Origin of the sequence: Kitasatospora sp. MBT66 (genome assembly GCF_000710405.2) — a bacterium.
Lineage (GTDB): Bacteria > Actinomycetota > Actinomycetes > Streptomycetales > Streptomycetaceae > Kitasatospora > Kitasatospora purpeofusca.
Genome location: NZ_JAIY01000006.1, coordinates 719,007 through 740,386 on the forward strand (window position 1 = coordinate 719,007; position 21,380 = coordinate 740,386).

19 protein-coding genes and 1 tRNA gene are annotated in these 21,380 nt (G+C 73.1%); 11 read left to right on the forward strand and 9 right to left on the reverse strand.

The window, feature by feature from the left end; genetic code table 11:
- The 4 genes from BI06_RS52405 to BI06_RS15715 form a co-directional block, all read left to right on the forward strand.
- On the forward strand, positions 1-742 hold a 742-nt coding region (locus BI06_RS52405; RefSeq protein ID WP_199523297.1), incomplete at its 5' end, for an FHA domain-containing protein.
- 155 nt (positions 743-897) lie between these two features.
- Complete coding sequence (locus BI06_RS15705) at positions 898-1,815, forward strand: ABC transporter ATP-binding protein (protein ID WP_043468700.1); 918 nt, start codon at positions 898-900, stop codon at positions 1,813-1,815.
- A complete protein-coding gene (locus BI06_RS15710; RefSeq protein WP_078880159.1) occupies positions 1,812-2,954 on the forward strand; it encodes an ABC transporter permease in 1,143 nt (380 codons plus the stop codon). The genes BI06_RS15705 and BI06_RS15710 overlap by 4 nt, the downstream gene beginning before the upstream one ends.
- A gap of 103 nt (positions 2,955-3,057) precedes the next feature.
- Positions 3,058-3,462, forward strand: a complete 405-nt coding sequence (locus tag BI06_RS15715; RefSeq protein ID WP_030395079.1) for a globin — start codon at positions 3,058-3,060, stop codon at positions 3,460-3,462.
- Positions 3,463-3,495: 33 nt separating this feature from the next.
- On the opposite strand, the gene BI06_RS15720 is transcribed toward BI06_RS15715, so the two are convergent.
- From BI06_RS15720 to BI06_RS15740, 5 genes are all read right to left on the reverse strand, one after another.
- Positions 3,496-4,194 carry a hypothetical protein gene (locus BI06_RS15720; protein ID WP_043468703.1) on the reverse strand — a complete coding sequence of 233 codons (699 nt, stop codon included), beginning with the start codon at positions 4,192-4,194 and terminating at the stop codon, positions 3,496-3,498.
- Positions 4,195-4,281: 87 nt separating this feature from the next.
- Entirely contained in the window at positions 4,282-4,722 is a 441-nt protein-coding gene (locus tag BI06_RS15725) for a thioesterase family protein (RefSeq protein WP_030395081.1), read from the reverse strand.
- Positions 4,723-4,835: 113 nt separating this feature from the next.
- Entirely contained in the window at positions 4,836-6,500 is a 1,665-nt protein-coding gene (ettA, locus tag BI06_RS15730) for an energy-dependent translational throttle protein EttA (RefSeq protein WP_078880160.1), read from the reverse strand.
- 292 nt (positions 6,501-6,792) lie between these two features.
- A complete protein-coding gene (locus BI06_RS15735) occupies positions 6,793-8,286 on the reverse strand; it encodes a Cys-Gln thioester bond-forming surface protein (protein ID WP_051741100.1) in 1,494 nt (497 codons plus the stop codon).
- A 360-nt stretch (positions 8,287-8,646) separates the two neighbouring features.
- The gene (locus BI06_RS15740) at positions 8,647-9,162 is read right to left on the reverse strand and encodes a single-stranded DNA-binding protein (protein ID WP_051741348.1); all 516 of its coding nucleotides are present in this window, start codon (positions 9,160-9,162) and stop codon (positions 8,647-8,649) included.
- 646 nt (positions 9,163-9,808) lie between these two features.
- On the opposite strand from BI06_RS15740, the gene BI06_RS15745 reads away from it, so the two are divergent.
- Positions 9,809-9,884 (forward strand) — tRNA-Arg (locus BI06_RS15745).
- A gap of 299 nt (positions 9,885-10,183) precedes the next feature.
- On the opposite strand, the gene BI06_RS15750 is transcribed toward BI06_RS15745, so the two are convergent.
- Entirely contained in the window at positions 10,184-10,798 is a 615-nt protein-coding gene (locus BI06_RS15750) for a TetR/AcrR family transcriptional regulator (RefSeq protein ID WP_030395085.1), read from the reverse strand.
- A 77-nt stretch (positions 10,799-10,875) separates the two neighbouring features.
- Between BI06_RS15750 and BI06_RS15755 the strand changes: the two genes are divergently transcribed.
- A complete protein-coding gene (locus tag BI06_RS15755) occupies positions 10,876-11,436 on the forward strand; it encodes a GNAT family N-acetyltransferase (RefSeq protein ID WP_043468708.1) in 561 nt (186 codons plus the stop codon).
- 96 nt (positions 11,437-11,532) lie between these two features.
- On the opposite strand, the gene BI06_RS15760 is transcribed toward BI06_RS15755, so the two are convergent.
- A complete protein-coding gene (locus BI06_RS15760) occupies positions 11,533-13,002 on the reverse strand; it encodes an MFS transporter (protein WP_030395087.1) in 1,470 nt (489 codons plus the stop codon).
- A gap of 247 nt (positions 13,003-13,249) precedes the next feature.
- Here BI06_RS15760 and BI06_RS15765 point away from each other — a divergent pair, with 247 nt between their 5' ends.
- From BI06_RS15765 to BI06_RS15775, 3 genes are all read left to right on the forward strand, one after another.
- Positions 13,250-13,954, forward strand: coding sequence for a TetR/AcrR family transcriptional regulator (locus BI06_RS15765; RefSeq protein ID WP_082558503.1), 705 nt, complete (start codon positions 13,250-13,252; stop codon positions 13,952-13,954).
- Between the two features lie 71 nt (positions 13,955-14,025).
- Positions 14,026-14,838 (forward strand): enoyl-CoA hydratase/isomerase family protein, encoded by an 813-nt coding sequence (locus tag BI06_RS15770; RefSeq protein WP_082558504.1) that lies wholly within the window; start codon positions 14,026-14,028, stop codon positions 14,836-14,838.
- A gap of 109 nt (positions 14,839-14,947) precedes the next feature.
- Positions 14,948-15,550, forward strand: coding sequence for a hypothetical protein (locus BI06_RS15775; RefSeq protein ID WP_043468710.1), 603 nt, complete (start codon positions 14,948-14,950; stop codon positions 15,548-15,550).
- A gap of 75 nt (positions 15,551-15,625) precedes the next feature.
- Here BI06_RS15775 and BI06_RS15780 read toward each other — a convergent pair whose 3' ends face one another.
- Positions 15,626-16,843 (reverse strand): acyl-CoA dehydrogenase family protein, encoded by a 1,218-nt coding sequence (locus tag BI06_RS15780; RefSeq protein ID WP_043468712.1) that lies wholly within the window; start codon positions 16,841-16,843, stop codon positions 15,626-15,628.
- Between the two features lie 135 nt (positions 16,844-16,978).
- Between BI06_RS15780 and BI06_RS15785 the strand changes: the two genes are divergently transcribed.
- Both BI06_RS15785 and BI06_RS15790 read left to right on the forward strand, forming a co-directional pair.
- Positions 16,979-17,635 (forward strand): TetR family transcriptional regulator, encoded by a 657-nt coding sequence (locus BI06_RS15785; RefSeq protein WP_051741102.1) that lies wholly within the window; start codon positions 16,979-16,981, stop codon positions 17,633-17,635.
- 128 nt (positions 17,636-17,763) lie between these two features.
- Positions 17,764-19,218: a cellulase family glycosylhydrolase gene (locus BI06_RS15790; RefSeq protein WP_043468714.1), complete on the forward strand. Its 1,455-nt coding sequence runs from the start codon at positions 17,764-17,766 to the stop codon at positions 19,216-19,218.
- Positions 19,219-19,291: 73 nt separating this feature from the next.
- Here the strand turns inward: BI06_RS15790 and BI06_RS15795 are convergent, their stop codons facing one another.
- Entirely contained in the window at positions 19,292-21,316 is a 2,025-nt protein-coding gene (locus BI06_RS15795) for a M3 family metallopeptidase (protein ID WP_082558505.1), read from the reverse strand.
- Positions 21,317-21,380 lie beyond the last annotated feature (64 nt).

A 21,380-nucleotide genomic window follows, 5' to 3' on the forward strand; every position in this document is an offset into this window, starting at 1 on the left:
GCACCAGCAGCAGCAGCACGGCGCACCCGCCGGCTACGGCTACCCGCCGCCCGCGCACGGGCAGCAGGCCGCGGCGCCCGGCCCGGTCGAGGCGCCGCCGTACGGCCCGCCGGCCGAGGCTCCCTACGGCCCTCCCGCCGAGGCCCCGTACGGGCTGCCGCCCGCGCACCCGGAGCAGCAGCGGCCGCCGGCCCCGCGCGAGGACTCCGGTCCGGTCTACGCCCAGCCCGGACCGGCCCGGCGCGGCGACGAGTTCGGCACCTCGTTCCACCTGGCCCCGCCGGTGCCCCCGCAGGCCGAGCAGCCGCCGGCCCCGCCCGCCGAGCCGGTGCGGACCACCTGGTTCGCGGTGATCGCGGCCGACCGCCAGTACTTCACCGACATGATGGCCCGCAGCGGTCCGGAGGCGGCCGGGCTGTTCTTCCCGCCGTACTGCCCCGAGCGGCGGATCCCGCTGACCGGGCGCGGCCAGCTGCGGATCGGCCGGCGCAGCCAGCACCGGGGCACCGTGCCGGAGATCGACCTCTCGGTCGCGCCGGAGGACCCGGGCGCCTCGCACCAGCACGCCCTGCTGGCCGAACAGCCGGACGGCACCTGGGTGCTGGTCGACCAGGACTCCACCAACGGCACCACGGTGAACGGCGGCGCGGAGCCGATCTCCCCGCACACCGCGATCCCGCTGGGCGACGGCGACCGCGTCCACATCGGCGCCTGGACCACGATCACCCTGCACCGCGCCTGAGCGGGCACGGACGGCGGGCCGGTGCGGTCCCGGGACTCCCGGACCGCACCGGCCGGCCCAGGGGACCCCGCAGTTCGAACACATTGTAAAAATGATCATCAAATGATGCTTCGGCATCTCCCCGTGGCCCCCCGGCACCCCTACCCTCAGTCGCTATGACTGCTGCAATATCCGCCGACGGTATCCGTCAGCGGTACGGGGACGTACAAGCCGTCGACGGAGTGTCACTCACCGTCGAAGCCGGCGAATTCTACGGAATCCTGGGCCCGAACGGCGCCGGGAAGACCACCACGCTGGAAATCCTGGAGGGGATCCGCAAGCCCGACGAGGGCCGGATCGAGCTGCTGGGCCTGGCGCCCTGGCCGCGCAACCCCAAGCTGCTGCGCCGCATCGGCGTCCAGTTCCAGGCCTCCGCCTTCTTCAACCGGCTCACCGCCCGGGAGACCATCCGCACCTTCGGCTCCTTCTACGGCGTCGGCCCCAAGGCCGCCGACGCGATGCTGGAGCGGGTCGGCCTGACCGAGTCGGCCGGGGTGATGACCGACAAGATGTCCGGCGGCCAGGCCCAGCGACTCTCGATCGCCTGCGCCCTGGTCCACGGACCGGAGCTGGTCTTCCTCGACGAGCCCACCACCGGACTCGACCCGCAGGCCCGCCGCAACCTCTGGGACCTGCTGCGCGACATCAACGCCGAGGGCCGCACCGTCGTCCTGACCACCCACTACCTGGACGAGGCCGAGGTGCTCTGCGACCGCGTCTCGGTGATGGACCGCGGCCGGATCCTGCGGACCGGGGCACCCGCCGCGCTCATCCGCGAGATCGACGACACCGTCCGGATCAGCGTGGAGTCCGGGCAGCTCGCCATCGACACCGCACGCGAACTGCTCACCGCCGCCGGGGCGGAGACCACCTCGCTGGAGGACGACGGCGTCTCGCTCTCGCTCTCCACCCGGCTGCCCGCGCCGGTGCTCTCCGTGCTGGCCGACCGGGGCGCCCTCCGGGGACTGGAAGTCCGCGGCGCCACCCTGGAGGACGTCTTCCTCCAGCTCACCGGACGGGAGTACCGCGCATGACCGCCGAGCCCACCACGGTCGCGCCCGCGCAGGCCCCCGCACCCGGCAGCCCTCCCCCGGCCGAGCGCGAGCGGGTCTCCGCCTTCGCCAGCCTCTCCCGGGTGATGATCGTCGCCTTCGTCCGCGACCGCAGCGCGCTGTTCTTCGTGCTGCTGTTCCCGCTGATGTTCCTGATGCTGTTCGGCACCCTGCTCAAGGGCGCCTCCAGCCCGCACGCCAAGGTCGAACAGGTCGGCGCCGTCCGGGTCCTGGACTCGGTCCAGGGCGAGGCCCGGGCCGGCCTGGAGCAGGTGCTGACCATCACCAAGGGCGACGACGAGGCCGCCGCCCTGGAGAAGGTCCGCAAGGGCGACCTCGACGCCATGATCAAGGAGGGCCCGGACGGCAAGGTCGTGGTCCGCTACAGCGCGGCCGACCAGGTCCGCTCCGGCTCCGTCCAGGGCATCGTCAACTCCGTGGTCCAGCAGGCCAACCAGGCCGCCACCGGCAAGCCCCCGGCCTTCGTCATGGAGAGCAGCCAGGTCGAGGACGGGTCGCTCAAGCCGATCCAGTTCCTCACCCCCGGCCTGCTCGGCTGGGCGGTGGCCACCGGCGCGGTGTTCGGCGCCGCGCTGACCCTGGTCGGCTGGCGGCAGAAGAAGGTGCTGCGCCGACTGCGGCTCGCCCCGGTGAGCGCCGGGTCGGTCATCGCCTCCCGGGTCGCGGTCTCGGTCCTCACCGCGCTGGTCCAGACCGCCGTCTTCCTGGTGGTCGCGACCACGCCGTTCTTCGGGCTCAAGCTCACCGGCGACTGGTGGCTGATCGTCCCGCTGGTGGTCTGCGCGACCGTCGCCTTCATGTCGATCGGCCTGCTGGCCGGTTCGATCGCCAAGACCGAGGAGGCGGCGAACGGCATCTCGCAGATCATCGTGCTGCCGATGTCGTTCCTGTCCGGCTCGTTCTTCCCCACCGACGGCATGCCGGGCTGGCTGGAGGCGATCTCCCAGGCGCTGCCGCTGCGGCACCTGGTCACCGCCTCGCAGTCGGTGCTCTCCCGGGGCGGCGGCGTGATGGACGCGCTGCCGACCATGGGCGGCCTGCTGCTGTTCGCGGCCGTGATGACCGGCATCTCCTGGAAGCTGTTCCGCTGGGAGGACTGACCGCCCGCCCCTCCCCTGGTCGGCCCGCGCGGGGTCGTACGCCGCAGGTCCTGGTCCCCAGGTCCCGGTGTACGGCCCCGCCGCCGTCTGCGACCATGGTCGGGTGAACGAGATCCGGCGTGGCGCGCCCAGCGAGGAGACCTTCTTCGAGCAGGTCGGTGGCGAACCGACCTTCCGGCGGCTGGTCCACCGGTTCTACCAGGGCGTCGCGGAGGACGAGTTGCTCCGGCCGATGTACCCCGAGGAGGACCTCGGTCCGGCCGAGGAGCGGTTCACGCTCTTCCTCATGCAGTACTGGGGCGGCCCGCGCACGTACAGCGAGGAGCGCGGCCACCCCCGGCTGCGGATGCGGCACGTGCCGTTCAAGGTGGACCGCGCGGCGCACGACGCCTGGCTGAAGCACATGCGGGTGGCCGTGGACGAGCTGGCCCTGCCGGCGGAGGCCGAGCAGCAGCTCTGGGACTACCTCACCTACGCCGCCGCCTCGATGATCAACACCGAGGGCTGACGAGGACCTCGGACCCGCGCGGGCCCGCAGTGACTACGCGGGCCGGACCGGGCTGAGCCCCAGGCCCGCGCCGGGCGCCGCCGCGGTGCGCAGGGCCACCGAACCCGCCGGGGCGGAGAGCCGCAGCCAGCCGCCCGCCCGGTGCACGGTGAGCGGGGCCACCGGGTCCAGGAAGCCGATCACCCGGGCCGCGTGCGCGGCGCGCAGCGGCAGTTCGGGCAGCGCGGTGAGCGGGCGGGACCAGATCTCGTCGGCCAGCGCGTCGAGCACCGGCCGGGTCCGGTGGTGCTCCGGGACGGCCTCACTGCGCTCGCGGAACTCCCGCACGGCGGCCATCACTTCGCCGTACACCTGGGCGGCGGGCGGCTCGCCGACCGGCCGCCAGCCGGTGCGCGGCGGCAGCAGGCCGGCCCAGGCCGGGCCGGTGACCGGTCCGGGCAGGGCGAGGGTGTTCCCCTCGGTGTCGACGCCGTCCAGCAGCTGCCCGGCCGAGACGGTCAGGTCGACCGGCCCGTCGAGCCCGGCCAGCCGGGCGGTGCGCACCGCCAGCACACCCGAACCACCCAGCGGCAGCCGCCCGAAGACGGCCAGCACACCGCTGCCGTCCGGTTGCGGCACGCCCTGCGACCGGACCGCCGCCGCCCGGTCGAAGCGCAGCAGTCGGACCAGGAAGGCGGCCAGGTCGGCGGCCTCCCCGGCGTCGGCGAGGGCGAGGGTGACGGTGCTGTTCAACGCTGCGGCTCACATCCGGGGCATCGGGCGGGCGGAACGGTCGGTCGGCGGGGGCAGGTACGGGCGGGTGCGGTCGGCCGGGTGCGGTCAGACCGCGACGGCCGGCTCCTCGTCCATGAACCGCGACAGGAACTCCCGCTCCACCGGGCTTATCCGGCGCGGCCGGCCCTCCGCCAGGTCGTAGGGGACGACCACGGTCGAGGCGCGGACGTAGACCGTTTCGGCGCCGTCGTCGGCGGTGTCCTTGATCTCGTAGGAGACCGTCAGCGAGGCGCCGCCGATCCGGGTCACCCAGGTCTCGATCGTGACCGGCTCGGGCCGGTGCACCAACGGGCGCTTGTAGTCGATCTCGTGGCGCGCCACCACCGAACCGCCCGCGAACTCGCCGGCGCCGGCCTCGGCGGCCTGGGTGAACATGAAGTCGATCCGGGCCTCCTCCAGATAGCGCAGGAAGACCACGTTGTTGACGTGCCCGAAGGCGTCCATGTCGGACCAGCGGAGCGGGCAGGCGTAGATGTGGCGTGACACGGGTGTTCTCCTCGACGTCCGGTGCCCGTCGGCGTTCGGTGCCGGTCGGGCCGCGGCCCGGCAGGCCCGCCCCCGGTGGGGCGGATCTGCCGGGCCGTCGTCATGGCTGGCTGTCAGCCGCGGGTCAGCTTCTTGTAGGTGGCCCGGTGCGGACGCGCCGCGTCCGAGCCCAGCCGCTCGACCTTGTTCTTCTCGTACGAGTCGAAGTTGCCCTCGAACCAGAACCACTTGCTCTCGCCCTCGTAGGCGAGGATGTGGGTGGCCACTCGGTCCAGGAACCAGCGGTCGTGCGAGATGACCACGGCGCAGCCGGGGAACTCCAGCAGCGCGTTCTCCAGCGAGGAGAGGGTCTCGACGTCGAGGTCGTTGGTGGGCTCGTCGAGGAGCAGCAGGTTGCCGCCCTGCTTCAGGGTGAGCGCGAGGTTCAGGCGGTTGCGCTCACCGCCGGAGAGCACGCCGGCCGGCTTCTGCTGGTCCGGGCCCTTGAAGCCGAACGCCGAGACGTAGGCGCGGGACGGCATCTCGACCTGGCCGACGTTGATCCAGTCCAGACCGTCGGACACGACCTCCCAGAGGGTCTTCTTCGCGTCGATGTTGGCGCGCGACTGGTCGACGTAGCTGATCTTGACCGTGTCGCCGACCTTGACCGTGCCGCTGTCCGGGGTCTCCAGGTCCAGGAGCATCTTGAACAGGGTGGTCTTGCCGGCGCCGTTCGGGCCGATGATGCCGACGATGCCGTTGCGCGGCAGGGTGAAGCTGAGGTCGTCGATCAGGACCTTCTCGCCGAAGGCCTTGTTGAGGTTCTCGACCTCGATGACGACGCTGCCCAGACGCGGGCCCGGCGGGATCTGGATCTCCTCGAAGTCCAGCTTCCGCATCTTGTCGGCCTCGGCCGCCATCTCCTCGTAGCGGGCCAGACGCGCCTTGGACTTGGCCTGGCGGCCCTTGGCGTTGGAGCGGACCCACTCCAGCTCTTCCTTGAGCCGCTTGGCGCGCTTGGCGTCCTTCTGGCCCTCGACCTTGAGCCGGGACTGCTTGGTCTCCAGGTACGTGGAGTAGTTGCCCTCGTACGGGTAGGCGCGGCCGCGGTCGAGCTCGAGGATCCACTCGGCGACGTTGTCCAGGAAGTACCGGTCGTGGGTGACGGCGACGACGGTGCCCTTGTACTTCTCCAGGTGCTGCTCCAGCCAGTTCACCGACTCGGCGTCCAGGTGGTTGGTGGGCTCGTCGAGCAGCAGCAGGTCGGGGGCCTCCAGCAGCAGCTTGCAGAGCGCCACGCGGCGCTTCTCGCCACCGGAGAGCTTGGTGACCGGCCAGTCGCCGGGCGGGCAGCCCAGGGCGTCCATGGCCTGCTCCAGCTGGGCGTCCAGGTCCCAGGCCTCGGCGTGGTCGAGGTCCTCCTGGAGCTTGCCCATCTCGTCCAGCAGGGCGTCCGAGTAGTCGGTCGCCATCAGCTCGGCGATCTCGTTGAAGCGGTTGAGCTTCCCCTTGATCTCCTTGACGCCGTCCTCGACGTTCTCCAGGACGGTCTTGGACTCGTCGAGCGGCGGCTCCTGGAGCAGCATGCCGACGGTGAAACCGGGCGAGAGGAAGGCGTCGCCGTTGGAGGGGTGCTCCAGGCCGGCCATCATCTTCAGCACGGTGGACTTACCGGCACCGTTGGGGCCCACGACGCCGATCTTCGCCCCGGGAAGGAAGCTGAGCGTCACGTCGTCAAGGATGACCTTGTCGCCGTGCGCCTTGCGCACCTTGCGCATCGTGTAGATGTATTCCGCCACGTGAGATCGCTCCGGCGTCGTCGGGAGTTATTCGGCTTGCAGCCTTCCATTGTGCCGCACCGGAACGGGAGCCCCGAACGGCTGCTCCCCACTGGGCGCCCGGCCGACGCGGTCCGCCCCCGCCCGGTGCCGCGCCGCGGTGCACCGCGGTTCGCCGCGACGCCGTCCGGACGCGCAACGGCCCGGCTCCCCGCACACGTGGTGCGGGGAGCCGGGCCGTTACGGGCGGTTCGGCGCCCGGTACTCCCGGGTCAGTGCCCCGGTCCTACCGGATCGGCCTAGGGCCGGTGCCTCAGGCGGCGTTGCCCTGGCGGCGACGGCGCAGCAGGAAGACCGCGGCACCGCCGGCCACGACCAGACCGCCGGCGACGGCGGCGATGACCGGGGTGGCGTCGCTACCACCGGTCTGGGCCAGACCGCCGGTGGTGCCGGGGGCGGTGCTGGTCGGCGCCGGGTGGGCGGCCGTGGTGGTGGCCGAGGCGGACGGGGTCGCGCTCGGGGTCACCGGAGCCGTGGTGGTCGGGGCCGCGGTGGTCGGCGCCGGGGTCGACGGCTTGGTGCTCGGGGTGGTGGCCGACGGGGTCGGGGTCGGGGTCGGCGTGGTCACGCTGGTGTTCTTGCAGTCCAGGATGCCCTTGAAGTTCTTGCTGAAGCCGTTCGGGCCGGTGACGGTGATGTCGTAGGCCGTGTCCTCGACGACCGGGACGATCACGGTCTCGATCTTGCCCGGCTGGACGGTGATGTCCTTGCCCGGCTTCACCGAGACGGTGGCGGCCTCGTCGCCGCCGTTGGCGACGGAGACCTTGACGCCGTTGGAGACGCACTCGACCACGGCGGTGCTGTCGACCAGCGGGCCCTTGGCGGCCTTCCAGGTCGCCTTGGCGGTGTCCTTGACGGCGAGCTTGGTGGAGCCCGCCAGGATCATGGTCTGGCTGTGCTTCTCCGGGGTGTAGCCCTTGCTGAGGAAGACGCGGCCGCTGGGCACGACCGTCTCCGCGTTGGCGTTGATGCTCGCGGTGCCGTCCGGGGTGCCGGCCGGGACGTCCAGCCACAGCTGGGTGTCCTTGGCGATCGGACCGGCCAGGTCGGAGACCGGCTTGTTGTCCTTGTCGACCAGCTTGACCTTGTCGGCGGCGTCGCCGGCGAGCGCCAGCTTGACCTCGTTGGCGCTGGAGTTGAGCGTGAACGGGCCGAGCTTGGTGCCCGGCTTGCCCGACACCGAGTCCGGGGTGAGGCTCAGCGAGGGCTTGGGCTCGGCGGCGATGCCCTTGTTCTTCTCGCTGACCAGGTAGTCGCGCAGCTGCTTGGCCTCGGCGTCCACCGGAACGGCGTTCTTGCCGTCGGAGAACTTCCAGATCGCGGCCTGGGTGCCGGCGGCGGCGTCCTCCTTGGTGAGCTCGCCCTTGACGCCGGCGTCGGCGGCCAGCTTCTTGAGGTCCGTCACCTGCGGGTAGGAGTTCTCCAGGATCCAGCGGATCTTGGAGGCGTCCTGGGCCTTCTCCGGGCGGCCGAGCGAGCTGGACTTCCAGTCCGACTCGCGGTACTCGATGGCCTTGGTGATGTCGACCGGGTGGTCGATGTCGATGCAGTACGTCTTGATCTCGCCGTCGGCCGTCTTGAGGGTGAACAGCCCGCCCTGGATCGAGTGGCTCCCCTCGATGGCGATCTCCTCGCTCATCAAGGTCGGCTGGACCACCGCCGTGACACCGCCGCCCGGCTCGTCGGCCGCAGCCGCCGCACCGGCCGCGAACAGGCCCCCGGCCAGCGCGGTGCTGGTCGCGAGCATGACAGTGGTTATGCGGGGAAGCGCCCGCCCCTGCCTCTGGAACATCTTGGGATCCCTTCGGGCCGGGCCATGCCGGTGGGCAGCCCGCCTTGCTTGCCGCGCCCCCTGTGGCGCCGCTTCACGATGTGAACCAGACGAATCCTATGGAGCCCCGGAGGTCCGGAAACCCCCATGCGAAATTAGGACGATTCCGTATCTGGATCGTTATCAACCCTCCCACTATCCACACAAGCTGACGGGTAGCCAGAATTACCGGATCATTCCGCTAACCGGAACAGGATTGCGCGTACGGGCGCAACGACCGTCTCGATTCACGTATTTGTCGACAGTCCGACGACCCGTCGGACACCCGGCGGGCCGCTAGGCGTCACCCCCGCTTTCCCCCTCGGACGCCGGCCCGTCGCCGCCCTCCACCGCCCGCCGCCCCCGCAGGGCGTCCACGATCCACCCGGGCACCGCCTCGCCGAAGCCCGCCCCGGCGGCGCCGCCCGCCTCCTCCGGCACCCCGCCCCGACCCCCGGGCGCCCAACTGAACCTGGCCGTACCGCGACTCAGATCGTGCCCGACCGACCGGGCGTCGATCTCGACCCGGCTGCGCTTCGCCTCCCCCTCGGCCCACTCACGCACCCTCAGTCGCCCGCTCACCACCACCGGGTCGCCCTTCGCCAGCGAGTCGATCAGATGCCCCGCCAGCGACCGCCACGCCGTCACCGTCAGCCACTGCGTCTCGCCGTCGACCCAGGCCTCCCGCGCCCGGTCGAAGCGCCGCTCGGTCGAGGCCAGCCGGAAGTTCGCCACCGGCACCCCGCCGGGGGTCAGGGCGTACGTCACCTCCGTGGCGACATTCCCGATCACCGTCACCTGCGTACCGTTCACAGCCACACTCCGTTCTCCTTGTTGCACCGTACGGAATCGACCGGCACACCCGGAGAGTGCGCTTCTCGGGAAATCCGCGCAGCAGAGTTCGGAAATCCTGTGGACAAATCGGGCCTGTGGAAAACCGCTGTCGCCCGCAGGGGTGAATTTCAGCCTTTGTACGACCGCCGCACCATCGTTCTGCGGGGCCATGACAACAAACCGGAGGCCGACACCCGGCCCCGGACACCCCCAGGGGTGGCCGTGCCGACCGTCCGCGCACGTCATCCGACCGAAGGAACCCGAATACGGCCCCCCACCCGCGTCGATGCCGCCCCCGGCCGCGGCGCTTTCTCCGTGCCGAATCCATAACGGGTGGGCAGACAGCCCCGTAACGAGTGCACAACGTCCGGCGCCGAAGACCGCCAGACCGCTGCACGCACGGCGTTCACCTGCGATTATCGGACCGCTCCACCTAGGCCGACACACCAACGGCGGTGTCGTAACACCCGGCCGAGGAACGGGGCACCCTTATCCTGTCCCCTGACAGGGCAGGGACCCGCCACCCCCCACACCCCATCCTCAGGTACGGGGACGGACAGCGGGCGCCGCGCGCCCACCGCCCGATCCCGGCAACGGTCACGCCCTCCCGGGCGCCGCCCGTCCCGCCCCCATAGCTCAGCGGATAGAGCACCCGCCTTCTAAGCGGTAGGTCGCAGGTTCGAATCCTGCTGGGGGCGCCACACACCTCGCGACGCCGTCCCGCCGGGCAGTTCGCGTATTACCCGTACCGGTCAATTGCGGACGCCCCGCCGAGCGACCGACCGCCCTTCGGCACCCAGCGCGCATAACCCGTGACCATGCGTGTCATGCACTCTCCGAAAAGTCCCCGCCGGGGAATTCCGGTGCCGTAAACACCCGCGCCGAACAGCGGCCGGCGCCGGCACCGAACACCCGCCGCCACCGGCCCCGAAGATCCGCAGGCACGGCCCCGGGGATCCGGCCGCGCCGACGCCGGGGACCCGCCTCCGGCGGTCCGCCGTCAGACCGCGGCCAGTCCCGCCAGATAGGCGTCCAGCAGTTCCACCTGCCGCTCCGCCGGGAACTCCCCCGGCGCGAACAATGCCTGCACCACCAGCCCCAGCACGAAGCTCAGCGCACCCGCCGCGAGCCCGTCCGCCGCGGGCCCGGCCGGGAGCTCCCCCAGCCGCTGCGCGTCCGCCACGCACTCCGCCAGCACCCGCCGCGAGCGCGCGTACCGTGCCGCGTGCGCCTCCGCCAGCTCCGGATCGGCCAGCGCCACGTCCCAGGAGCCGACCCAGATCCGGTTGCCCGCCCGTCCCGGCCCGTCCAGCGGCAGGATGTCCAGCAGCGCCGCCCGCAGCCGGGCCAGCCCCGCCGGCGGCGGCGGCCCCCCGTCCGCCGGCACCAACCGCCGCGGCCGCTCCTGCGAGCGCCGGTCCAGCAGCTCCAGCGCATGCGCGAGCAGTGCCTTCTTGCTGGGGAAGTAGTGCGTCAGCAGCCCCGTGGTGGCCCCCATCTCGGCGGCCACCGCACGGAGCGTGAGCGCCTCGAAACCCCGGGTGGACAGCACCCGCCACACCGCCTCGGAGACTTCGGTCCGGCGGGCTTCGTGATCTCCACGGGCGGGCGTCATGGGGTTATCTTACGTACCAAACGTTTGTTACGCATGACGGACCGATCCGACCGACCCCCGTTGCGAAAGGCACGCCCATGTTCGCCGTCCCCCTCTCCGAGAACGCCGAGCTCCGCCCGCTGGAGCCGTGGCAGGCATCCGAGTACCTGGAGCACATCGAGCGCGGCCGCGCCCACATCGACGCCTGGATCAACTGGGCCGGTCTGGCCACCGACCTCGACTCGGCCCGCACCGTCCTCCAGAACTACGCCGACCGGCAGGCCGCCGACACCGCCCGGCTGTACGGGATCTGGCTGGACGGCACGCTGGTCGGCGGCGTGATGTTCGTCCGGTTCGACGCCAAGGGCGGCACCTGCGAGATCGGGGTCTGGACCGAGCCCGCCGCCCAGGGCCGGGGCCTGGTGAGCTCCGCCGTCCGGCACCTGATCGACTACGCCTTCACCGTCCGCGGCATGCACCGGATCGAGTGGCACAACCGGCCGGACAACCTCCGCAGCCGGGCGGTCGCCCAGCGGATGGGCTTCACCCTGGAGGGCGTGCTGCGCGAGAGCTACCTGCACGCCGGAGTCCACCAGGACGGCGAGGTCTGGTCCCTGCTCACCCACGAGTGGAAGCCCCAGGGCACCCCCACCGCCTGAACCGGTACCCAGCGGCCGAACCGGGCCCGCAACGGCGGAAACACGGCGCGGGGTCCGGTGGGCGACTCCACCGGACCCCGCGCCGCGCGTCCGCGCTCAGACGGCCCGGACCTGCTCCCGCTCCCCGTGCTCCGCCGCCGCCGGCCGCAGCCGCAGCGCCAGCAGCAGGACCAGCGCCATCACGCCGGCCGCCGAGAGGAAGACCGTGTCCACCGCGTCCACGAAGCCCGCCACCGCGTGCTCCCGGGCCGCGCCGGTCAGCCGGCCGACCGCGCCCAGCGGCACACCGGGCTCGTTCGCGGTGAACGCCCGGGCCAGCACGGTGCCGAAGACGGCCGCCCCCAGCGCGCTGCCCAGGGTCTGGAAGAACCGGACGCCGGTGGTGGCCACCCCCAGCTGGTGCGCCGGGGCGGCGCGCTGGACCACCGAGATCAGGTGCCCGATCAGCTGGCCCAGCCCCGCGCCGAGCAGCAGCAGTTCGGCCCGGACCAGCCACAGCGACGTCCCCGGCCCGCTCAGCCCGAGCAGCAGCAGCGCGGCGGCGGAGCAGAGGGCACCCGAGGCCAGCACGGCGCGGACCGACACCCCCCGGGCCTCCAGCCGGTTGACCACCAGGCCGATCGCGGTCATCCCGACCGCCATCGGGATCAGGTAGAGGCCGGCCGAGGTCGCGGCGACGCCCCGGGCGACCTGGAGGTAGAGCATCACGTACATGATCGCGCCCATCATCCCCATGCCGACCAGGCCCTGCAGCGCGAACCCGATCCGGATCTCGGGGATCCGGAACAGCGAGAGCGGCAGCACGGGGTCGGGTGCGGTCGCCTGGCGGCGGAGGAAGAGCACGAACGCCAGCACGGTGGCCGCGGCCAGGCCGAGCAGTTGCGGGGAGGTCCAGCCGTAGGTCCGGCCGCCCCACTCGGTGATCAGCAGCAGGCCGGTGGCGAAGGCCGCGGCCAGGGTCGCGCCGAGGAAGTCCAGCCCGCGCCGACCGGTCCCGGCGGGCAGCCGCAGCAGCAGCACGGCCCCGGCCAGGACGGCCAGGCCGATCGGCAGGTTGACGTAGAAGATCCAGCGCCAGCTCAGGTGGTCCGCGAGCAGCCCGCCGATCAGCGGGCCGACGGCCATGCCGCCGCCGGCGACGATCCCGCCCATGCCGCCCCCGCCGCCCCCGTCCTCGTCCGGGTCCTTCAGCTGGGCCATCACCACCATGGTCACGCTCATCAGCCCGCCCCCGCCGATGCCCTGGACCGCCCGGAAGGCGATGAGCTGCTCCATCGAGCCGGCCGTCCCGCAGAGCGCCGAGCCGACCAGGAAGGTGCCGACCGCGCCGATCAGCACCCGCTTCGCCCCGAAGACGTCGCAGAGCTTGCCGTAGAGCGGCAGCAGCGCGGTGGCGGCCAGGGCGAAGGCGCTGACCAGCCAGGGCAGTCGGTCGACGCCGTGGACCGGGTCGAGGTCGCGGACGATCGGCACGGTGGCCGCCGACACGATGTTCATGTCGAGCACCGCCAGCACGATCGTGACCAGGCAGAGCAGCATGCCCAGCTTGCGCCGGGGTTCGGTCATCAGCGCCGCCGCGGGCGCGGTCGGCCCGGGAGCGGTCGGCACCGGTGCGGTCGGCGGTTCGGTCGCCGGAGCGATCGGCGGTGTCGTCACGGCCATCGGAAGTCCCCCCTGGGATCGCGGAGTTCGGGCGTCGGGACGCCCTGCGCCGAACCGGTTCGGCCCGGCGGCGCGGCACCATCATGGCAGTCTTTTTTGACTCGGTCAATTCTTCAGCCCGGTACATCTTTGATCCTGGTACAGTCATTCCATGACGAGAATCGCGATCGGGACCGACGGAACCGGGGCCGACGGGAGCGGGGCCGGCGAAGCCGGACTGGGCCTGCGGGAGCGCAAGAAGCGGCAGACCGCGATCCGGATCTGGCGGACCGCCATCGCCCTGTTCGCCGAACGCGGCTTCGACGAGGTCTCGGTGGCCGAGATCGCCGCCGCCGCCGAGGTGTCCAAGATGACCGTCTTCAACTACTTCGCGACCAAGGAGGACCTCGTCCTCGGGCCGATGGAGCAGCACATCGACGAGCCCGCCCGGGTGGTGCGCGAGGCGGCCCCGGACGTCCCGGCGGTCGCCGCCCTGCACACCCACTACGTCGCCGCGCTCGCCGCGTTCGACCCGGCGACCGGCCTGAGCGACCAGCCCGAGGTGACCGACGTGGTCCGGCTGATCCACCGCACCCCGGTGCTGGCGCTGCGGGCGTACGCGGGTTTCGACGCGGGCGCCCGGGCGGCGCTCACCGCCGAACTGCTCGCCCGGGACCCGGAGCACGACCCGCTGACCGCCCGGGTCGCCGCCGCCCAGCTGCTCGGCACCCGGCTGACCCTGACGGAGGAGAACCAGCGCCGGATGATGGCCGGCGACCGGGCGGCGGACGTCCTGCCCGAGGCCCTGGCCGCCGCCGACCGGGCCTTCGCCCTGGCCGGGCAGGGGCTCGGCGACTACGGCGCCACCCGGTCCTGAGCCACGCCGCCGGACTCCGGGGGAGCGGACTCTGGGAGAGTGGCCGCACCCACACCCTCCCGGAGGTGCCCATGGCCACCCGGCCGCTGCTGACGCGCGACCGCGCCCCGCTGCCCACCGAGACCGAGGGCCTCAACGCCCACGTCGGCGAGGACGGCGTCGCGGTGCTGGAGTTCGACCGCCCGCACCGGCGCAACGCCGTCACGCTGGCGATCTGGCAGGCCCTGCCGCAGGTGCTCAAGCGGCTGGCCGAGGAGCCGGGCGTGCGCGCGCTGCTGGTCACCGGCGCGGGCGGCACCTTCAGCGCCGGCGCCGACATCGACGAACTGGCCGCGGTCTACGGCGATCCGGACCGCGCCGACGCCTACCACGCGGTCAACGTCGCCGCCGAGGAGGCGCTGGCGGCGTTCCCGCACCCGACCCTCGCCGTGGTGCACGGCGCCTGCGTCGGCGGCGGCTGCCAGCTGGCGGTCGCCTGCGACCTGCGCTTCGTCGCCGAGGACGCCCGGCTCGGCATCACCCCGGCCAAGCTGGGCGTGGTCTATCCGGCGGTGCCCACCCTGCGGCTGGCCCGGCTGGTGGGCCCGGCCCGCGCCAAGTACCTGCTGTTCTCGGGCGAGTTGCTGTCCGCGCCGGAGGCGGCCGCGCTCGGGCTGGCCGAGCGTGTCCTGCCGGCCGTCGAACTGGACGCGGTGGCACTGGAGTTCGCCCGGGTGCTGACCACCCGCTCGCCGCAGACCATCGGCGCGGTCAAGGCCGCGCTGGCGGTGCCGCCGGAGCGGGCGGCCGAGGCCCTGGCGCCCTGGGAGCGCCGCTCCCGCGAGGCCCCGGACGTCCGCGAGGGCCTCGCCGCCTTCCTCGAACGCCGCCCGCCCCGGTTCTGACCGGCCCGATCGGCGGGTGCCGGGACAGGAACGGGCCGGAACGGGACCGGTCCGGCGGATACGATCATGCGACCGATCCGCAGCCGAACCCGCCTGGAGCGCCACCGCGATGACCGCCGCGACGACCACCGACACGCCGCCCGCGACGGCCCGGGCCCGCCGGATCACCGACGGCCTGGAGCCGAAGAACGTCATCGTCGCGATGCTGCTCCTGCTCGGCGGCCTCCGCTACGGCTGGACCGGCCTCGCCTGGGCGGCGTTCGCGGCCGTGTTCACCGCCGTGGTCCCGACCCTGTTCATCCACTACGGCATGCGCAGGGGAACCGTCGGCGACCGCCACGTCGGCCACCGGCAGCGGCGGCTGACGCTCTTCCCGCTGATCATGGCCTCGGTCGCGACCGGCCTCGTGGTGATGCTCGCCGCCGACGCCCCGCGCGACCTGACCGCGACGGTGGTGGCGATGCTCGCCTCGCTGGTCCCGATCCTGGTGATCACGGTCTGGTGGAAGATCTCCGTGCACACCGCCGTGGCGAGCGGCGCGACGGTCTGCATGGCCGTCGCGCTCTCGCCCTGGTGGCTGCTGCTGTACCCGCTGGTCGCGGCGATCGGCTGGTCCCGGGTGGTGCTGCGGGACCACACCACCGCGCAGACGGTCGTCGGCACCGTGGTGGGCGCCCTGTCGGCCGGGCTCACCTTCTGGGCCGCCCGCTGACCCCCGGCCCGGCCGCCCGCTGACCCCCGGCCCGGCCGCCGGCCGTCAGCGGACCGGCAGCCCGGCCGCCGACGGTCAGCGGATCGGCAGCCCCGAGACGGCCCGGGCGATCACCAGCCGCTGGATCTCGCTGGTGCCCTCGAAGATCGAGTAGATCGCGCTGTCCCGGTGCATCCGCTCGACCGGGTACTCCCGGGTGAAGCCGTTGCCGCCGAGGATCTGCATCGCCTGCGCGGTGACCCACTTGGCGGTCTCGCCCGCGTAGAGCTTGGACATCGAGCCCTCGGCCGAGGTGAACGGCTGGTTGGTGGCGGCCATCCAGGACGCCCGCCAGACCAGCAGCCTGGCCGCGTCGATCCGGGTCTTCATGTCGGCCAGCTGGAAGGCGACGCCCTGGTTGTCGATGATCGGGCGGCCGAACTGCACCCGGGTCTTCGCGTAGTCCAGCGCCACCTCGTAGGCGGCCCGGGCGATCCCGATCGCCTGCGCGCCGACGGCCGGCCGGGAGGCCTCGAAGGTGGCCATGGCGGCGTTCCGCCCGGACTTGCGCGCGCCCTCGCGGGCCCGGGCGAGGCGCTCGTCCAGCTTCTCCTTGCCGCCGAGCAGGCAGTGCCCGGGCAGCCGGACGGAGTCGAGCACCACCTCGGCGGTGTGCGAGGCCCGGATGCCGTGCTTCTTGAACTTCTGGCCCTGGCTCAGCCCCGGCGTCCCCGGCGGCACCACGAAGGACGCCTGCCCGCGTGCGCCGAGCGCCGGGTCGACGGTGGCCACCACCACGTGGACGGCGGCGATCCCGCCATTGGTGGCCCAGGTCTTGGTGCCGTTCAGCACCCACTCGTCGGTGGCCTCCTCGTACACGGCGCGGGTGCGCAGCGCGGAGACGTCGGAGCCGGCGTCGGGCTCGGAGGAGCAGAACGCCGCCACCTTGACGTCGTCCGGGGTGCCGAACATCTGCGGCGCCCAGGTGCCGATCTGCTCGTCCGTGCCGTTGGCGAGGACGGCGACGGCGGCGAGGGTGGTGCCGACGATGGCCAGGCCGATGCCCGCGTCGCCCCAGAACAGCTCCTCCATGGCGATCGGGATGCCGACGCCGGAGGGGTCGAAGTACTGCTGGGCGTAGAAGTCCAGCGAGTAGATGCCGAGCTTGGCGGCCTCCTGGATGATCGGCCAGGGAGTCTCCTCGCGCTCGTCCCACTCGGCGGCGGCGGGCCGCACCACGTCGGCGGCGAAGCCGTGCAGCCAGTCGCGGACGGCGATCTGGTCCGGACCCGGGTCCAGCGAGAAGGTGCTCATGAGTGGGTGCCTCCGACGAAAGGTGCGACCGACCAGGGTGTTACCACCGGTAACATCGTCGGAGTCTGCTACTGCTTGGTAATCGGTGTCAACGCCGGTGCAGCAACACCCGGCCCGGAAGCGAAGGAACAGCGCATGGACCCAGAGCCCCGCCGCGAGCAGCTGCTCAACGCCGCCGACCGGGTCGTCCAGCGCGAGGGCCCCGCCGCAAGCATGAACGCCATCGCCGCCGAGGCCGGCATCACCAAGCCGATCCTCTACCGGCACTTCGGCGACCGGAACGGCCTGATCCGGGCCCTGACCGAGCGCCACACCGGCGGACTGCTGGCCGCCGTCCGGGCCGCGCTGGCCGAACCGCTGGAACGCCGCGACCGGGTCGAACACGTCCTCGACACCTACCTGGCCGGGATCGAGTCCCGCCCCCAGGTCTACCGGCTGCTCACCCACCCCGAACCCGGCGACCCCAGCGGCGCGGGCAACGCGCTCGCCCCGGCCCTCCGGCAGATCGCCGAGGAGATCACCCGGGCCGTCGCCGGGCAGGTCGACCTCGGCGCCGACCGCGAACTGCTCGCCGAGGTCTGGGGACGGGCGATCACCGGCATGGTGCTGGCGGCCGGCGACTGGTGGCTGGAGTCCCGGCCCTGCTCGCGCACCCGGATGGTGCAGGCGCTCGCCGACCTGCTCTGGGGGCGGCTCGCCGCCGCCGCCGACCTGCCGACCGCGGCCCTGCCCGCCGGACCGGCGCCGACCCCGGCCCCGGCGGCCGAGTTCCCGGACCGCCCCACCGGCTGACCGGCTGACCTGACGCCAACAGGCTGTACCGGCGGCCGCGTTCCGCTACGGGTCCGCACCGCTCCCTTGTGCGGCGCGGGCCCGGCGGGCATCATCGGGCCCCACCCCCGCCCACCCCGGAGGTCCCGATGCGCCCGCCCCGCACCGCCGTTGCCCTCCTGATCGCCGCCGCCCTCGCCCTGCCCGCCGCCCCGGCCCGGGCCCACTCCCCCTCCCGCGCACCGGCGTTCCCCACCGGGACCGCCACCGCCCCGGACGGCCGCACCGACCTCACCGACGCCGCCGGCCGCCGGCTCCAGCTGCGCGGCTTCAACCTGGACAAGTACGCCGAGGCCACCGAGCAGGACCTCGGGTCGATCGCCGCCCAGGGCTTCACCCTGGTCCGCCTGCCGGTCTCCTGGACCAGGCTGGAGCCGACCCGGGGCCGCCTCGACCCGGCCGAACTGCGGCGGCTGCACCGGCTCCTGGACGCCGCCGACCGCTCCGGCCTGCTCGTCCTGGTCGACCTCCACCAGGACGTCTACGGCCCGTACTTCGGCGGCGGGGACCGAGGCATCCCGCCCTGGGCCACCCGCGACGACGGCCTGCCGTTCGAGCCCGACCCCGACGACTGGTTCGCCGGCTACTTCCAGCCCGGCGTCCAGGCCGCCTTCCGGCACCTCTACGACGACCCCGACCTGCGCGCCTGGCAGGCCGACTTCTACACCCGACTGGCCCGCGAACTACGCGGCCACCGCTCGCTGCTGGGCTACGACCTGTTCAACGAGCCGTTCGGCCCGGTGGACGGCGACCCGGCCGACCCGGAGGTGCTCGCCCGCGCCGCCGCCGAGCTGGAACAGGGCCGGCTGGCCGCCATGTACCGGCGGCTGATCACCGCCGTGCGCCGGGCCGACACCCGCGCCTGGCTGTTCGTCGAACCGACCGTCCTGGTCGGCCAGGGCGTCCCCACCCGGCTGCCCGGCTTCGCCGACCCCCGCCCGGGCGCGCCCCGGCTCGGCTACGCGCCGCACTTCTACGACACCGCCGTCGAGTCCGGTGCCGACTGGGACCCGGCCGGCGGCTTCGTCGAGCGCTACACCGCCGCGATCACCGCGTACCCGAACGCCCGCCGCCTGCCGGTCCTGGTCGGCGAGTGGGGCCCGCCGAACTCCCGCACCCCCGGCAACACCCAGCTGGTCCGCCGCCAGGTCGAGGCGATGGACGGCTTCGCGGGCGGCTGGACGCTCTGGTACTGGTGCCGGGGCAACGGCGGCTACTGCGCGCTCGACCCGGCCGGCCGGCCCGCCCCGGGCGAGGAGCCGGCCTTCGACCCGTACCCGGTCGCGACCGCCGGCACGAGCGCCCGCACCGCCTCGGACGGCGCCCGGCACACCGTTCGCTGGAACGCCGACGGCACCGGCCGGAGCACCGAACTCGCGCTGCCCGCCGCCGCGTTCCCCACCGGCGTACGCGTCACGGCGCAGCCGTCCGGGGCCCTGGTCGAGGTCGAGCAGCCGAGCGGCGAGCGGGCCGGCCGCGCCCGGATCCGGCTCCCGCACGCCCGCCCGGGCACTCCGGTCACCGTCGTGCTCGAAGCCCGCTGAGCCCCGGCCGCCGCTCCACCCGGATCCACGCCGGTCCGGCGGCGCGCAGCGCGCCACCGGACCGGCGCCCCTGCTAAAGCAGCCCGCGCCGGGCCAGCAGCGGGGCGGTCTCCGGGTCGCGCCCGACCACCGCGCGGAAGGAGTCCAGCGCGTCCCGGCTGTCGCCGCGCGCCAGCAGCTCGCGCCGGAACACCTCGCCGCTCTCGCGCACGCTCCGCCCGCCGTCCTTGAACCACTCCACCGTGTCGGCGTCCAGGACCTCCGACCAGATGTACGCGTAGTAGCCCGCGCTGTACCCGCCGGCGAAGATGTGCCCGAAGTACGTGGTCCGGTAGCGCGGCGGGACCGCCGCCACCGCCAGCCCGGCCTTCGCCAGCGCCGCCGCCTCGAACTCCTCGGCGTCCGCCACCTCCTGGCCCTCCGGCAGGGTGTGCCAGGCCCAGTCCAGCAGCGCCGCCGCCAGGTACTCGACGGTCCGGAAGCCCTGCCCGAAGGACTCCGCCGCCTCGATCCGCCCGACCAGCTCGGCCGGCAGCGGCTCGCCCGTGGCGTGGTGGCGCGCGTAGTTGGCCAGGACCTCCGGCCACACCATCCACATCTCGTTCACCTGCGACGGGAACTCCACGAAGTCCCGCGGCACCGCGGTGCCCGCGAAGTACGGGAAGCGCACGTCCGAGAACAGCCCGTGCAACGCGTGGCCGAACTCGTGGAACAGCGTGCGCACCTCGTCCCAGGACAGCAGCACCGGCTCGCCGGGCGCCGGCTTGGCGATGTTCAGGTTGTTGTAGACCACCGGCCGCTGACCCAGCAGCTCCGACTGGGTGACCAGTTCGTCCATCCAGGCGCCGCCGCGCTTGGACGCCCGGGCGTGGAAGTCGCCGAGGAACAGGCCGAGCGCGGTGCCGTCCGCGTCGAACACCTCGAAGACCCGCACATCGGGGTGGTAGCCGACCAGGTCGGGGCGCTCGGTGAAGCTCACACCGTAGGCGAGGTTCGCGGCGAAGAAGACGCCGTCCCGCAGCACCCGCTCCAGCTCGAAGTACGGGCGCAGCGCCGCCGCGTCCACCTGGTACGAGGACTGCCGGACCTGCTCCGAGTAGTACGCCCAGTCGTGCGCGGCGATCTCCTCGACTCCGTCGGCGGCGGCGACCTTGGCCAGCTCGGCGGCCTCCCGGCGGGCGTTGGCCACGGCCGGCGGCACCAGCCGGGCGAGCAGCGCGTCCACCGCCTCCACGGTGCCGGCCGTCTCGTCGGCCACCACGTACGCGGCGTGGGTGTCGTAACCGAGCAGACGGGCCCGCTCGGCGCGCAGGGCGGACATCCGGATCGCCAGCGGGCCGTTGGTCCCGGCGGCCCGGCCGAGCGAGGCGGTGAGCAGGCGCTCGCGCACCGAGCGGTCGGTGAGCGAGGCGAGCTCGGTCTGGTTGGAGAAGTTCTTCAGGCTGAGCACGTAGGTGCCCTCGCGCCCGAGCGCGCGGCCGTTCTCGGCGGCCGCCGCGATCGCGTCCGGGGAGAGGCCGGCCAACTGCTCGGCGGAGTCCAGCACCAGCGCCCGGGCCTGCGAGTCGGCCGACACGTTCTGGCGGAACTCCGAGGCGGCGGTCGCCAGTTCGGCGTTGATTTCGCGCAGCCGGGCCTGCTGCTCGGCACCCAGCCGGGCCCCCGCCCGGACGAACGCGGTGTACCGGCGCTCCAGCAGCCGCAGCGACTCCGGGTCCAGGTCGAGCTCGGCGCGGCGGGAATGCAGTTCCTCGACCCGGGCGAACAGCGCGGCGTCCAGGTGGATCGCGTCCCGGTGCGCGGCCAGCCGGGGGCTGATCTCCGCGTCGATCCGGTCCACCTCGGGGGTGGTGTCGGCGGAGGAGTGGTTGTCGAAGACCCCGCGGACCCGGCGCAGCAGTGCCCCCGAGCGCTCCAGCGCGACCAGGGTGTTCTCGACGGTCGCCGGCGCCGGATCGGCGGTGATCGCGGCGATCTCGGCCAGCTGCTCGGCCATCCCGCGCTCGAAGGCGGGCAGGTAGTGCGCCGGCCGGATCTCGGCGAACGGCGGCAGTTCGTAGGCCAGGGTGCTGGCCGTGAAGAACGGGTTCTCGGTCATTCCGCCGACCTTACGCCGTGTCATCGGCGCTGCCTACGCCTCCTCCCGGCCACCGGCGCGCGGG

Coding starts and splice junctions, on each gene's coding strand:
- BI06_RS15795 (WP_082558505.1), bottom strand. CDS start 21,316: ATGACCGAGAACCCGTTCTTCACGGCCAGCACCCTGGCCTACGAACTG.
- BI06_RS15765 (WP_082558503.1), top strand. CDS start 13,250: ATGACGAGAATCGCGATCGGGACCGACGGAACCGGGGCCGACGGGAGC.
- BI06_RS15785 (WP_051741102.1), top strand. CDS start 16,979: ATGGACCCAGAGCCCCGCCGCGAGCAGCTGCTCAACGCCGCCGACCGG.
- BI06_RS15780 (WP_043468712.1), bottom strand. CDS start 16,843: ATGAGCACCTTCTCGCTGGACCCGGGTCCGGACCAGATCGCCGTCCGC.
- BI06_RS15760 (WP_030395087.1), bottom strand. CDS start 13,002: ATGACCGAACCCCGGCGCAAGCTGGGCATGCTGCTCTGCCTGGTCACG.
- BI06_RS15775 (WP_043468710.1), top strand. CDS start 14,948: ATGACCGCCGCGACGACCACCGACACGCCGCCCGCGACGGCCCGGGCC.
- BI06_RS15755 (WP_043468708.1), top strand. CDS start 10,876: ATGTTCGCCGTCCCCCTCTCCGAGAACGCCGAGCTCCGCCCGCTGGAG.
- BI06_RS15710 (WP_078880159.1), top strand. CDS start 1,812: ATGACCGCCGAGCCCACCACGGTCGCGCCCGCGCAGGCCCCCGCACCC.
- BI06_RS15750 (WP_030395085.1), bottom strand. CDS start 10,798: ATGACGCCCGCCCGTGGAGATCACGAAGCCCGCCGGACCGAAGTCTCC.
- BI06_RS15735 (WP_051741100.1), bottom strand. CDS start 8,286: ATGCTCGCGACCAGCACCGCGCTGGCCGGGGGCCTGTTCGCGGCCGGT.
- BI06_RS15790 (WP_043468714.1), top strand. CDS start 17,764: ATGCGCCCGCCCCGCACCGCCGTTGCCCTCCTGATCGCCGCCGCCCTC.
- BI06_RS15705 (WP_043468700.1), top strand. CDS start 898: ATGACTGCTGCAATATCCGCCGACGGTATCCGTCAGCGGTACGGGGAC.
- BI06_RS15770 (WP_082558504.1), top strand. CDS start 14,026: ATGGCCACCCGGCCGCTGCTGACGCGCGACCGCGCCCCGCTGCCCACC.